This is a genomic window from Gilliamella sp. Gris1-4 (assembly GCF_001690335.1).
Classification (GTDB): domain Bacteria; phylum Pseudomonadota; class Gammaproteobacteria; order Enterobacterales; family Orbaceae; genus Gilliamella; species Gilliamella apicola_P.
This window is the reverse complement of the sequence record NZ_LZHA01000088.1, coordinates 1-13,023: the sequence shown is the minus strand read 5'-3', so window position 1 is coordinate 13,023 and position 13,023 is coordinate 1. Positions and strand designations below refer to the sequence as shown.

The window sequence follows — 13,023 nt, the reverse complement described above, 5'->3', positions numbered from 1 at the left end:
TTATCCTTATTGATGATAAATAAGGATAAATTTAATGCGTTTTATTATACTGTTTATACTATCTTTTGTTAGCTTTATAAGTAGAGCAAATTATACTCCTCAAGATGGCGATATTATCTTTCAATCCTCGCAATCAAGACAAAGTCTAGCAGTCCAACAGGCGACAAACTCACCTTACAGTCATATGGGCATTATTTTTATTAAAAATGGCAAACCTTATGTTTTCGAAGCTGCTAAAAAAGTCGTTTATACACCACTCACAAGTTGGATCGATCGAGGTAAAAATAAAAATTATGTTATAAAACGTTTAAAAAATAGAAATTTATCTAATGACAAAATAGCTAAATTAAAGCAAGTTGCCAAAATTTTTGAAGGCAAACCTTATGATATTTGGTTTGGTTGGGACAATCGTTATATCTATTGTTCTGAGCTAGTCTGGAAAATTTATGATAAGGCACTTAATTTGAAAATAGGTCAATTGCAAACTATCAATGATTTTAATCTTTCATCGCCTACAGTAAAACAAAAATTAAAAGAACGTTATGGCGACAATATTCCTTATCAAGAAACGGTTATTTCTCCCGTTGCTATTTTTAATTCGCCATTGCTAACAACCGTTGATAAAAAATGGTAAATTAAAGTCATGTTAAACGCTTAACGGGTGCAAAGCTTTTACGATACAAATGGTTAACACCATGCTGCTCAATTGCAGCTAAATGTGCTTTGGTTGGATAGCCTTTATGTTTAGCAAGACCGTATTGTGGATATAATTTATCAAGCTCAACCATTTCACGATCACGAGTAACTTTAGCTAGAATTGAAGCAGCACTAATTTCTGCAACCAACAAATCTCCTTTAATAACTGCTTGAGCTTGAATGCCAAAATCAGGACAACGGTTGCCATCGACTAATACAAAATTGGGTTTTATGGGTAATCCTGATACCGCCCGTTGCATAGCAAGCATGGTGGCATGTAATATATTTAATTTATCAATTTCATCAACCGATGCTCTTGCAATACACCAAGCTAATGCCTCTTGTTTAATAATATCAAATAGATGTTCTCGTTTTTTTTCGGTTAGTTTTTTAGAATCAGTTAAGCCTTTAATGGGCTTGTTAGGATCTAAAATAACTGCAGCGGTAACAACATCGCCACAAAGCGGACCTCGCCCAACTTCATCAACCCCTGCGATTAAGGTGGCATCTGGATAGATAAACTCTAGCAATGTGGCTCCTTTAATACATCGAGCACAGCTTTAGCAGCTTGTTCATCAGCATTACAACGAATTTGATTATGCAAAGATAAAAATGTCTGTTTTAGCTCTACATTATCACCTTCTAAAAAAGGGATAATGCGCTTAACAATATTTTCAGGAGTGCAATCTTGTTGTAATAATTCTGGTACAATCTCTTTACTCGCTAAAATATTCGGTAATGAAACATAAGGTGTTTTAATCAATTTTTTAGCAAGCCAAAAGGTAAATGGCTTCATTTTGTAGCCAACAACCATTGGACATTTAGCTAGCATGCATTCTAATGCCACAGTACCCGAAGCCAAGATTGACGCATTACTTGCAATCATTGCTTTGCGGGCATGACCATCTAATAACTTCATTTCAAGTTGGGGAGCAATGTCTGTTTTAATCTGCTCAAATTCTTGTCGTCTTTTTGCGTTAACTAAAGGTACTAAAATATGCAAATCTGGGTAGCGTTGGCGTAATAACAGTGCTGCTTTTAAAAAGGGCGCAGATAATAATGTTACTTCAGCATGACGGCTACCTGGCAATAAAGTTAAGCAACGACAATCTAGTGGAATACCTAATTGTTTGCGCATTGCTGTTTGATCTGGATTAAGTGGGATATCATCTGCCATTTTATGGCCAATAAAACGACAAGGAACATCAAACTTATCATAAAAGGCTTTTTCAAAAGGTAAAAAAGCTAAAATAAGATTAGTATTACGCTTAATTTTGAAAACGCGTTTTTGTTTCCAAGCCCAAACCGATGGACTCACATAATGGATTGTTTTAATGCCTGCTTGTTTTAGCTTACCTTCTAAAGAAAGATTAAAGTCAGGTGCGTCAATGCCAATAAATATATCAGGCTTAAGTGCAATTAAACGTCTAGTAATATCTTTGCGAATTGCTAAAATTCGGCGTAATCGCCCCAAAACTTCAACAATGCCCATCACTGATAACTCATCCATTTCATACCAAGCTTCACAGCCTTCGGCTTGCATTTTAGGACCTGCAATACCAACAAAATGAATATTAGGATGATGATGTTTGAGTGAACGAATTAGACCTGCTCCAAGAATGTCGCCAGAGGTTTCTCCAGCGACTAAAGCTACAGTTAATGGTTTATTGGTCATTAACGGATGATGCCACGCGTTGAACGGGCAAAAAAGTCAATAAATAATTGGATTTCAGGGTGTTGTTTGGCAATGGTTTCAATTTCAACTTTTGCCTCTTCCAACGTTAAGCCATTTCGATAAAGGATTTTATAACTACTGCGAATCGCCTGCAAAGCATCTTTGCTAAACCCTCTACGTTTTAAGCCTTCATAATTTACGCCATGGGGGGTTGCATGATTCCCTTGTGCAATAACATAAGGTGGAACATCCTGAGCAACACCTGAACAACCACCGACCATAACATGTGATCCGATCACACAAAATTGATGAACGGCTGTCATTCCACCAATAATTACATAATCATCTAATTGAACATGCCCACCTAAAGTGGCGTTATTTGCTAAAATACAGTGATCACCAATATGACAATCGTGTGCAACATGTGCATTAATCATCAATAAATTATCGCTACCAATACGCGTTAATTCACCACCTTGAACAGTGCCACGGTGAATAGTTACGCTTTCACGAATCATATTGCGATCGCCAATTTCAGTGCGTGTTGGCTCTCCACGGTATTTTAAATCTTGGTTTACCTCACCAATCGAGACAAATTGATAAATTTGATTATCTTTACCGATTTTTGTATGCCCATTGATGACAACATGTGATTTTAAAAAAGTCCCGTCACCAATTTCTACATTCTCACCAATAAAACAAAAAGGGCCGATTTTGACGTTATCGCCAATTTTTGCTCCCTTTTCAATCACTGAGCTTGGATGTATCTCCATTGCCATAGTTATTCCTTAATACTATTTTTAGGGAAATGCTAAAAAACAAGCAATTATTTACGAGCACACATCATTTCAGCTTCGCAAACTAACTTACCATCGACAGTTGCAACACCATGGAATAATGCAATACCACGGCGCTCTTTAATATATTCAACATCGAGCATAAGTTGGTCTCCCGGCACTACAGGGCGTTTAAAACGTGCTTTATCAATGGAAGCAAAATAATAAAGTTGACCTGGTGATAGCTCTTCAATACTTTTGAAAGCCAATATTCCTGTAGCTTGAGCCATTGCCTCTAAAATCAAAACTCCTGGGAAAATAGGTTTATTTGGAAAGTGCCCCTGAAAGAATGGCTCATTCACAGTAACATTTTTTATTGCTTTTAATGTTTTACCTTTTTCGTAACTAAGAACTCGGTCTACCATTAAAAATGGATAACGATGAGGTAACAGGCTGATGATTTCTTCAACATCAAGGGTATTAAGTTCGGTAGTCAAAATAGCTATCCTTATACATTATTTACTATAAATTTTTCACATTATAACTGAGGATACTGCTTTCACTCAAGGATGATTTAAATTGCGAAATATTACTTGCCTTAATATATTATCAATGTATTAATATAAAATTATAAAATAAAAGATTTGTAAACACTTATTATCTTATATCAAATCAGATATAATAACTAAAATAATCACATTAAAAGTTTATAACTTGGAGAGGTAGAATGAAATCATTGATAAAAATGACTTTAGTAAGCAGCGCAATTGTATTAGCATTAACTGGTTGTGATGATAAAAATTCATCCAATAAAGTAACAATTTCAACTAATGCGCAAAAAGAAGCATATGCATTAGGTTCGTCATTTGCAACATACATGAAGTCAAATTTAGAGCAAAATGAAATTAAGACAGATGAAGAATATTTAATTAGTGGCTTTAATGAGACTTTCCACGGTTCATCTCAACTTTCAAAAGATGACGTCAAAACTATTTTAGATGCGTTCGGTAAAAGAATTCAAGAAGAAAGCAAAGCACGTTTTGAAAAAGAAAAAGCTGAAAATACAACATCTGGTGATAAATTCCGTACAGAATTTGCTAAACAAGATGGTGTAAAACAAACAAAATCAGGATTACTTTATCAAATCATTCAAGAAGGCTCAGACCGTCATCCAACTGCTCAAGATACAGTCATTGTTCATTATACAGGAACACTAACTGATGGACGCAAATTCGATAGTTCTTATGATCGTAGTGAACCTGCAACATTTCCTCTTAGTGGTGTTATCAAAGGTTGGACAGAAGGAATTCAATTGATCGGAATTGGTGGGAAAATTAAACTTGTTGTACCACCTGATTTAGCTTATGGAGACCAAAATCTTCCTGGTCAAGAAGGTAAAGCAGGAATCCAGCCCGCATCAACATTAGTTTTTGAAGTTGAATTGCTTGGTATTGATGACGATAAAAATGATAAAACTCAAGAGATAGAACCAGCTCAAAATCAAGAACAAGAACAATCGGCTAACTAATTTGATTAATTCATTAAGTTATACTCTTGTTGTTATGGGTCCTGTTTATGGGACCCAATCTGCTTATTGTGCATATCAATTTGCACAAGTTTTACTATCTCATACTCCTCATACTATAAAAAATGTCTTTTTTTATTCTGACGGTGTTTATAATGGGAACGGTTATACTGATCCCGCTAATGATGAATTTGATTTAATCTCTGCATGGCAGGAATTAGCAAAAACATACCCTTTAACTTTAACTGTTTGTGTTGCTGCCGCCCAGAGGCGTGGCGTTATTAAAAATAACCTCGCGGATTATTTTCATTTAACTGGTCTTGGAGAACTAAGTGAATCAATTGCAACAACAGATCGAACTATTCAGTTTTAAGCTTTAGATACCGAAATGAAAAAATTAGCAATTATTATTAGCTCACCACCTCATGGAAATGCCAAAGGTCGAGAAGCACTTGATATCGCATTGGCCACATCAGTTATTAATCAGGTTTCTGTTTTTTTTGTGGATGATGGTGTTTTTCACTTATTACCAAATCAACAACCTGATCGCATTTTAATGCGAGATTATATTGCAACATTAAACATGCTTGAACTTTATGATGTTGATGATGTATATGTCTGTGAATCTTCATTTAAATCAAGAAACTTAACCAAAATAGCCAGAAACATTCCCTGTAAAGTCATTAATACCCAGTTATTAAGTCAACTATTAACGACTAAAGATGTGATTTTGCGATTCTAATTTTATATTGAAAGCAAAACCTTATACCATAACAACAAGCTTATATCTAAAAAACATATCAGTAAACAATTAATTTTATTTAAGTTTTTTTATTGTTTTTAATGAAAAATATACTGTAGCGTTTATAAATAAAGCAAAGAGTCTGTAAAGTTAAATCAAATAAATAATCCACTCTATTTTTTGCTTATTTAAATAGAGTGGATTGTTACATTAGTTTTATTTAATTTGGTTCTTATTTTATACTAATTGGCTAAACAAGTTTTTTAATCTCATCGGCAATTTTTTCGGCCTGAGTACCTACAATAATTTGCACACCTGTTTTACCGAGTTTAATCACAGCCATCGCGCCAAGTGCTTTAGCTGCTTGTTCATCAACCAATTCTGAATCATTTACACCTAAACGCAAACGTGTAATACAAGAGTCAATGTTAGTTAGATTTCCTTTCCCACCAACAACCGCTAAATATTGTTCAGCAAGTTTAGATGTATCCCCAATGACTTGTTTTTTCTGGGTACTTTCAGTTGACGAAACAGTCGTATCTTCATCTTCACGGCCTGGAGTTTTAAGGTTGAATTTTACAATTACAAAACGGAATACTACATAGTAGACCACAAAGAATACTAGACCTTGAAGGATTAACATATACCAATGAACAGAAAGCGGGTTACCAGATTGAAGTACCATATCAATCAGACCTGCACTAAAACCGAATCCACATATCCATTGCATTGCTGCTGCAATATAAAGTGAGATACCCGCTAAAATCGCATGTAAAACATAAAGCACAGGGGCAACAAACATAAAAGCAAATTCTAGTGGCTCAGTAATACCAGTAAAAAATGCAGCAATAGAAGCTGCAAACATGATTGATGCAGTTTTATCTTTATTACCTTTTTTAGCCGTATGGTACATAGCTAGTGCTGCACCAGGCAGACCAAACATCATAACAGGAAAGAATCCAGCTTGGTAACGACCAGTAATACCTACAATAGCATTACCCGCATCAATAGAAGTTTGTCCACCTAAGAAATAAGGGATATCGTTAATTCCAGCCACATCAAACCAAAATACTGAGTTTAAGGCATGGTGTAAACCTACAGGAATAAGTAAGCGGTTAAAGAATCCATAAACACCAGCACCCACAGATCCTAATTCTTTAATATATTTACCAAAAGCAACTAGTGCGTCATAAATAGTTGGCCAGATAAAATATAAAACAGCTGAAACTAATAGCATTACAACTGAAACAACAATTGGTACCAGTCTTTTTCCACTAAAAAAAGATAGTGCTTTATGCAATTCAACCTGACTAAAGCGATTGTAAAGTTCGGCTGCAATAATACCAACAAGAATACCAATAAATTGGTTATTGATACTATTAAATGCTGGTGGTACTAGTTTTTGCCAATCTTTAACGACCTCTATATCAATTCCCTGAAAGAAAGCAATAGATTTTGGTGATAATAAGGTAGTTATAATTAAAAAGCCCACTAAACCAGAAAGTGCTGCAGCACCATCTTTATCTTTAGACATTCCATAAGCAACACCAATAGCAAAAAGTATTGGCATATTACTTAGAATCGCACTACCAGATGTCACTAAAAATTTAGCAACAATACTAGCATCCCATTCCATAAGTCCAAACAAATTTATATGACTAATCCACGCTATATGACTAACCCATTGACCAATCCCCAGTAGTATTGCAGCAGCAGGTAGAACTGCTACAGGCACCATCAATGAACGCCCGATACGTTGCATATAAGCTAAAATTCCCATAAGTTTAACCTCATATAGTTATTAGGGGTATATAATAAAAAGTAATAAAATTTTACATCTTTAAGTGATGATAATTAAGTATTATTATTCCACTTTATATTATTTATTTTACTTCGCAAATTAATTGTTCTTTTTTTGTGATTTAAATCACCGTTTTTTTTGATTAATTAGTTTAATGTAGTAAAATAAAGACAACATATTTTATTTCAAGAAAAAAGTTTTTAATTATATCACAAGAGGTAACAGCACATGAGACTTATTCCCTTAGAAAATGCACAAGAAGTCGGTGCCTGGGTTGCAAAGCGTATTGTTAATAAAATTAATCAATTTAAACCGACAGCAGATCGTCCATTTTTATTGGGATTACCAACAGGAAGTTCCCCTTTAGTGATGTATCAACAATTAATTAAACACTACCAAGCAGGAAATGTAAGCTTTAAGCATGTAGTAACCTTTAACATGGATGAATATGTTGGACTCCCAGAAGATCATCCTCAAAGTTATCACACATTTATGTATGAAAATTTCTTTAACCATATTGATATTGATAAAAACAACATCCATATACTAAATGGTAATGCGCTTGATATTGATGAAGAATGCCGTCAATATGAAGAAAAGATTAAAGCCTATGGCAAAATTAATATTTTTGTGGGGGGTGTTGGTCAAGATGGTCATATTGCTTTTAATGAACCAGGTTCATCACTTTGTTCTCGCACCCGTATTAAAACTTTAACAGAAGATACTCGCATTGCTAATTCTCGCTTTTTTGATAACGATATGAATCAAGTACCAAAACATGCACTCACGATTGGTGTTGCAACCTTAATGGATGCTCAAGAGGTAATTTTATTAGTTTGTGGTCATAATAAAAGTTTAGCGTTACAAGCAGGTGTTGAAGGTAGTGTTAATCACCTTTGGACTGTGAGCGCGCTACAAATGCATCCAGCATCAATCATTGTTTGTGATGAACAAAGTACTGATGATCTTAAAGTGAAAACATTAAAATATTTTAAACAAATGGAAGCTGATAATCTTAAAGTGACCGTTTTATAAAGGATAAATCAATGTACGCATTAACAAATTGTCGTTTTTATACAGGCTATGAAATTCTTGAAAATCATGCAGTTATTATCAACGGTGATAAAATTGCTAAAATCTGTAAACAAAGCGAATTACCTACCGATATCAAGATTAAAAATTTGCAAGGTGCAATTGTGGCGCCAGGATTTATTGATATCCAAGTTAATGGTTGCGGTGGTGTGCAATTTAATGAAACGCTTGATGCACTAAGCGTTGAAACATTAGAAGCCATGCAGGCCACAAACCTTATTTCTGGTTGCACTAGCTATTTGCCTACGTTAATTACATCAACTGATGAATTTATGATAAAGGCAGTTAAAGTGATGCGTGAATACTTAGCTACGCATCCTAATCAAGCACTTGGGTTGCATCTTGAAGGACCTTATATCAGCCCTGAAAAAAAAGGAATTCATGACGAAAATATTATTCGACAGCCGTCACAAGAAATGATTGATTTCCTTTGCGAAAATGCTGATGTAATTAAAATCATTACTTTAGCGCCAGAAAGAGTTGAAAGCCATTTCATCAAGCAATTGGTTAATGCAGGCATTCATGTTTCGGTTGGTCATTCAAATGGTCATTATGATGACTGCCGTCGTGGCTTTAATGATGGCATTCGTTTAGGAACACATCTATTTAATGCTATGCCTTATATTTCAGGGCGAGAGCCTGGTGTAGTTGGCGCAATTTATGATGAACCAGAAGTTTATGTTGGTATCATTGCTGATGGTCAACATGTTAGTTGGGCAAATATTCGCAATAGTCATAAAATCAAACAAGATCACTTAATTTTAATTACTGATGCGATGCTGCTTGCTGCTTCTAATTTAGAATCAGGCGTATTTGCAGGTAAAACCATTTATTATAAAGATGGCCGCTGTATTGATGAAAATGGCACACTTGGTGGTTCAGCATTAACTATGATTGATGCAGTAAAAAATGCAGTTGAATATGTAGGTATTGCATTAGATGAAGCATTAAGAATGGCAACACTTTATCCTGCCAAAGCAATCGGTGTGGATAAAGATCTTGGTAGTATTAGTGAGGGTAAAATTGCAAACCTTGTTGTATTTAGTCGTGACTTTACAATAATTAAAACTGTTGTTAATGGAGAAGTGAGTCGCTAGAATATCAGATAGTTAATGAAAAATATTGAGTAATATATGAAATTTAATTATCTGAACTTAGTTGGCAACGCTGAATTAATCAAACAGCTAAATTATGCAATGATTTACCGTTTGATTGTTCAGCAAGCACCTGTTTCTCGTATTCAATTGGCCGAAATCAGCCAATTAGCTCCTGCAAGCATTACCAAAATAACCCGTCAACTTCTTAAAAAAAAATTAATTAAAGAAGTTGATGCACAACAATCAACGGGGGGACGGCCTGCAGTTTCAATCGAAGCTAAGTTTGGACATTACCAAGCAATTGCCGTACAATTAAGTCGATCCCACGTCACAATAGAGCTTTTTGATTTAGGGGCTAAATGCCTTACATCAAAAAGATGCTCACTTATCAATTTTACTCAACAACAAGTTCAAGAATATCTAATTGCATTGATTAAAGAATTTATTCAGGTAAACAGCAAAAAAATAAAATATTTAGTTGCAATATCTATTGTACTCCCTGGCTTGATTGACTCAGTTAATGGCATTGTCCGATACACTCCACATATTCAAGTAAAAGAGTGGGCTTTAGGCGAGATACTACAAAAGGAATTCAATGTATCTATTTTTCTAGGAAATGATATTCAAAGTCTAGCATTAGCCGAAAGTTATTTTGGTTCAACACAACATGTTGATGATTCTATTTTAATCCGAGTACATCGCGGGGTAGGCTCTGGTGTTATCGTTAATCAACAGTTGCTTACTAACCACAATCAAAGCGCTTGTGAAGTTGGGCACATTCAAGTAGATACATTAGGTGAACGTTGCCATTGTGGTAACTTCGGTTGCTTGGAAAACCGAGTTGTAAATAAAGCAATTGAATACCGAGCTAAACAGATGATTGAGCAAGGTTATATATCGAAGTTAACATTAGAACACTGTGATATATATCATATCTGTCAGTATGCTAATCAAGGCGATGAACTAGCTACTAAGTTAGTTAAGGATGCAGGAGAAAATCTTGGTAGAGCAGTTGCAATTATGGTTAACATCTTTAACCCACAGCGAATTGTGTTAGCAGGAGAACTTACCAAGTCGCCCGAAATACTATTAACTGCTGTTAATAGTGCATTAAATGCTCAAAGCTTAGAGGGATTACGGAAAAACCTAACTATCACTTGTTCTTCCCTTAACGACAGCTCAGCAATTGGCGCATTTGCATTAGTGCAGCAAGCTTTATTTAATGGATCACTATTAGTGACGTTATTGAATGAAAAAGAACCATAATCTATTGTTATAAAAAACCCGATAAATCGGGTTTTTCTATTTTATTTCTAATTAGGCTAAAATGCGTAACATTCTACGTAATGGTTCAGCCGCACCCCATAATAATTGGTCACCAACCGTAAAAGCAGAAAGGTAATCTTTGCCCATATTCAATTTACGTAAGCGCCCAACAGGTGTTGTTAAAGTGCCTGTTACTGCTGCTGGGGTAAGTTCACGCATCGAAACATCACGATCATTCGGCACGACTTTTACCCAATCATTGTGTGCAGCAAGAAGCTTTTCAATTTCTGGCACACTAATATCTTTTTTCAATTTAATCGTAAACGATTGACTATGACAACGCAAAGCTCCAATACGAACACAAAGTCCATCAACAGGAATAATCTGACTTGTTCCCAAAATTTTATTGGTTTCGGCTTGCCCTTTCCACTCTTCTTTACTTTGTCCATTATCTAACGCTTTATCGATCCAAGGAATTAAACTTCCTGCTAATGGCACACCAAAATTATCAGTAGGTAAACTACCATCACGCATTTTTTGTGTCACTTTACGCTCAATATCCAAAATAGAGGAATGCGGATCTTGTAACTCTTTTGCTACTTCGGCATTTAGCATACCCATTTGAGTTAATAGCTCACGCATATGACGAGCACCACCACCAGATGCCGCTTGATAAGTCGAAACAGAAACCCAATCTATAAGATTTTCAGCAAATAACCCACCTAATGACATTAACATCAAACTAACCGTACAGTTACCGCCTACAAAAGTTTTAATACCTCTATTTAAAGCAGCATGAATATTAGCTTTGTTTACAGGATCAAGAACAATAATTGCATCATCTTCCATGCGTAACGTTGAAGCTGCATCAATCCAATAACCCTGCCAACCTGTTGCACGTAATTTTGCGTAAATCTCTGAGGTATAATCACCACCTTGGCAAGTGACAATAATATCTAATGCCTTTAAAGCATCAATATTATCTGCGCTTTGTAATATACCTGTTTTTCCACCAAAAGTTGGGGCTGCTTGACCTGCTTGAGAAGTAGAAAAGAAAACAGGATTGATATAATCAAAATCATGCTCTTCAACCATACGTTGCATAAGCACAGAGCCCACCATTCCACGCCAACCGACAAAACCAACATTTTTCATAATTTATTTCCAATAAGTAGAGGTTATATAAAGCAATATTTTTATCTATTAAAACAAAATATCACCATAAAACAAGTAAGATAAGAATTATTTTTAGATAAGAGTAAATAATAACGTGGTGTTATATATTGGAAGACAAAACAACGAAAATAACGAACAAAAAAAGAATCATCATCTGTACCAAATGCTTTTTCTGAATAATTTTATTTTATGCTAAAATTATGATTCATTTTATCTATTTTATTTTTTCAAATGATCAGATTATTAGCCGACTTATTTATAACAGGTTATATGTGTCTAACATTTTTGTTAGTTGGAATACTTCTTCGTGTGTGTTGGCGCATACAGAGTAAAAAAGTTGTCTATTTTATATATTTTGCCGGATGTTTTATTCCCTTTTATTTATTATACAAAATAGTACTTCCTTTTTTTAAAGAAGCATTAGATGAGATCCCGGGATTTTCACTCGCCATATTATTGTGTTTAGGTTTTGTCAGTATTGTTTTATTTATTATTATTATTCAAAATAATCAAATGTATAATTGTGAAGATGAACAAAATACAAAAAGATTAAATAATAAAGAACATAATAAAAAACACAGAAGAGCAATAAAGAAAAAAGAAAGAAAGAAAAAGAATAAAAAAATAATTTTTACCTATTGATAAAGCTGCTTTACCTTTAAAAAGGTAATTTTGTTTTCTAGGGAACAAAATTACCTAATTCAAAAAGAGTTGTTAAACACGATAGACAAATTGCATGCCTAAAATTCCTCATTTTCGCTTTTATTATTAGTGAGCGAAGTTATATTATACTGTTCTATGCTTTGTATTGATGCTGAAATTATTTCTGGTAATAGATCATTTAAATTATTTTCATTAGCCCTTAACATAAAAATTGTTAGGGCGTGTTGATCTTTCATGATTATTTTTTAGACGGCATGATGTGAGTTATAATAATTCAGCCAAAAACAACCATAACTCGATTCATCATGCCAAGAACAATGCTAACAGATAAACGGTGGGAAAAGCTACTACAAATAATGAAAAATACCGGCCGAGTTTATAATAAATCCGAGCATCGGATGACGTTTGAAGGGATCCTTTTCCGAATGAGAACCGGTATTCCTTGGCGAGATTTGCCAGAAGAGTTTGGTGAATGGAGCACTGTCTATAGGCGATTTAATTTGTGGTCTAAAAA

15 protein-coding genes are annotated in these 13,023 nt (G+C 34.6%); 9 read left to right on the top strand and 6 right to left on the bottom strand.

Annotated elements, in window-relative coordinates:
* Positions 1–34 precede the first annotated feature (34 nt).
* A complete protein-coding gene (locus A9G31_RS10720; RefSeq protein ID WP_065561636.1) occupies positions 35–634 on the top strand; it encodes a YiiX family permuted papain-like enzyme in 600 nt (199 codons plus the stop codon).
* Between the two features lie 7 nt (positions 635–641).
* Here A9G31_RS10720 and rnhB read toward each other — a convergent pair whose 3' ends face one another.
* The 4 genes from rnhB to fabZ are packed head-to-tail and all read right to left on the bottom strand — an operon-like array spanning position 642 to position 3,644.
* Positions 642–1,226, bottom strand: a complete 585-nt coding sequence (rnhB, locus tag A9G31_RS10715; RefSeq protein WP_065561635.1) for a ribonuclease HII — start codon at positions 1,224–1,226, stop codon at positions 642–644.
* Entirely contained in the window at positions 1,220–2,371 is a 1,152-nt protein-coding gene (gene lpxB / locus A9G31_RS10710; protein ID WP_065561634.1) for a lipid-A-disaccharide synthase, read from the bottom strand. Before lpxB ends, rnhB begins: the two co-directional genes overlap by 7 nt.
* Positions 2,371–3,150 (bottom strand): acyl-ACP--UDP-N-acetylglucosamine O-acyltransferase, encoded by a 780-nt coding sequence (lpxA, locus tag A9G31_RS10705; protein WP_065561633.1) that lies wholly within the window; start codon positions 3,148–3,150, stop codon positions 2,371–2,373. Before lpxA ends, lpxB begins: the two co-directional genes overlap by 1 nt.
* A gap of 47 nt (positions 3,151–3,197) precedes the next feature.
* Entirely contained in the window at positions 3,198–3,644 is a 447-nt protein-coding gene (gene fabZ, locus A9G31_RS10700; RefSeq protein WP_034910827.1) for a 3-hydroxyacyl-ACP dehydratase FabZ, read from the bottom strand.
* Between the two features lie 230 nt (positions 3,645–3,874).
* Here fabZ and fkpA point away from each other — a divergent pair, with 230 nt between their 5' ends.
* Genes fkpA through tusC form a run of 3 tightly spaced genes read left to right on the top strand, consistent with a single transcriptional unit; the run spans position 3,875 to position 5,414 of the window.
* On the top strand, positions 3,875–4,675 hold the full coding sequence (gene fkpA / locus A9G31_RS10695) for an FKBP-type peptidyl-prolyl cis-trans isomerase (protein WP_065561632.1): 801 nt from the start codon (positions 3,875–3,877) through the stop codon (positions 4,673–4,675).
* 4 nt (positions 4,676–4,679) lie between these two features.
* Positions 4,680–5,045, top strand: coding sequence for a sulfurtransferase complex subunit TusD (gene tusD / locus A9G31_RS10690; RefSeq protein ID WP_081298026.1), 366 nt, complete (start codon positions 4,680–4,682; stop codon positions 5,043–5,045).
* A 15-nt stretch (positions 5,046–5,060) separates the two neighbouring features.
* On the top strand, positions 5,061–5,414 hold the full coding sequence (gene tusC / locus A9G31_RS10685) for a sulfurtransferase complex subunit TusC (protein WP_065561631.1): 354 nt from the start codon (positions 5,061–5,063) through the stop codon (positions 5,412–5,414).
* 250 nt (positions 5,415–5,664) lie between these two features.
* On the opposite strand, the gene nagE is transcribed toward tusC, so the two are convergent.
* Positions 5,665–7,194, bottom strand: a complete 1,530-nt coding sequence (gene nagE, locus A9G31_RS10680) for an N-acetylglucosamine-specific PTS transporter subunit IIBC (protein ID WP_065561630.1) — start codon at positions 7,192–7,194, stop codon at positions 5,665–5,667.
* 249 nt (positions 7,195–7,443) lie between these two features.
* Here nagE and nagB point away from each other — a divergent pair, with 249 nt between their 5' ends.
* Genes nagB through A9G31_RS10665 form a run of 3 tightly spaced genes read left to right on the top strand, consistent with a single transcriptional unit; the run spans position 7,444 to position 10,670 of the window.
* Positions 7,444–8,250: a glucosamine-6-phosphate deaminase gene (gene nagB / locus A9G31_RS10675; protein ID WP_065561629.1), complete on the top strand. Its 807-nt coding sequence runs from the start codon at positions 7,444–7,446 to the stop codon at positions 8,248–8,250.
* Positions 8,251–8,261: 11 nt separating this feature from the next.
* Positions 8,262–9,404 (top strand): N-acetylglucosamine-6-phosphate deacetylase, encoded by a 1,143-nt coding sequence (gene nagA / locus A9G31_RS10670; protein ID WP_065561628.1) that lies wholly within the window; start codon positions 8,262–8,264, stop codon positions 9,402–9,404.
* A gap of 36 nt (positions 9,405–9,440) precedes the next feature.
* Positions 9,441–10,670, top strand: a complete 1,230-nt coding sequence (locus A9G31_RS10665; RefSeq protein WP_065561627.1) for an ROK family protein — start codon at positions 9,441–9,443, stop codon at positions 10,668–10,670.
* Positions 10,671–10,721: 51 nt separating this feature from the next.
* On the opposite strand, the gene asd is transcribed toward A9G31_RS10665, so the two are convergent.
* Entirely contained in the window at positions 10,722–11,825 is a 1,104-nt protein-coding gene (asd, locus tag A9G31_RS10660) for an aspartate-semialdehyde dehydrogenase (RefSeq protein WP_065561626.1), read from the bottom strand.
* Positions 11,826–12,131: 306 nt separating this feature from the next.
* Here asd and A9G31_RS10655 point away from each other — a divergent pair, with 306 nt between their 5' ends.
* Both A9G31_RS10655 and A9G31_RS10650 read left to right on the top strand, forming a co-directional pair.
* Entirely contained in the window at positions 12,132–12,488 is a 357-nt protein-coding gene (locus A9G31_RS10655) for a Loki-CTERM sorting domain-containing protein (RefSeq protein ID WP_141671453.1), read from the top strand.
* Positions 12,489–12,814: 326 nt separating this feature from the next.
* A partial coding sequence (locus A9G31_RS10650; protein ID WP_141671360.1) for a transposase occupies positions 12,815–13,023 on the top strand: 209 nt, incomplete at its 3' end.

Coding starts and splice junctions, on each gene's coding strand:
- A9G31_RS10720 (WP_065561636.1), top strand. CDS start 35: ATGCGTTTTATTATACTGTTTATACTATCTTTTGTTAGCTTTATAAGT.
- lpxB (WP_065561634.1), bottom strand. CDS start 2,371: ATGACCAATAAACCATTAACTGTAGCTTTAGTCGCTGGAGAAACCTCT.
- lpxA (WP_065561633.1), bottom strand. CDS start 3,150: ATGGCAATGGAGATACATCCAAGCTCAGTGATTGAAAAGGGAGCAAAA.
- fkpA (WP_065561632.1), top strand. CDS start 3,875: ATGAAATCATTGATAAAAATGACTTTAGTAAGCAGCGCAATTGTATTA.
- tusC (WP_065561631.1), top strand. CDS start 5,061: ATGAAAAAATTAGCAATTATTATTAGCTCACCACCTCATGGAAATGCC.
- nagE (WP_065561630.1), bottom strand. CDS start 7,194: ATGGGAATTTTAGCTTATATGCAACGTATCGGGCGTTCATTGATGGTG.
- nagB (WP_065561629.1), top strand. CDS start 7,444: ATGAGACTTATTCCCTTAGAAAATGCACAAGAAGTCGGTGCCTGGGTT.
- nagA (WP_065561628.1), top strand. CDS start 8,262: ATGTACGCATTAACAAATTGTCGTTTTTATACAGGCTATGAAATTCTT.
- A9G31_RS10665 (WP_065561627.1), top strand. CDS start 9,441: ATGAAATTTAATTATCTGAACTTAGTTGGCAACGCTGAATTAATCAAA.
- asd (WP_065561626.1), bottom strand. CDS start 11,825: ATGAAAAATGTTGGTTTTGTCGGTTGGCGTGGAATGGTGGGCTCTGTG.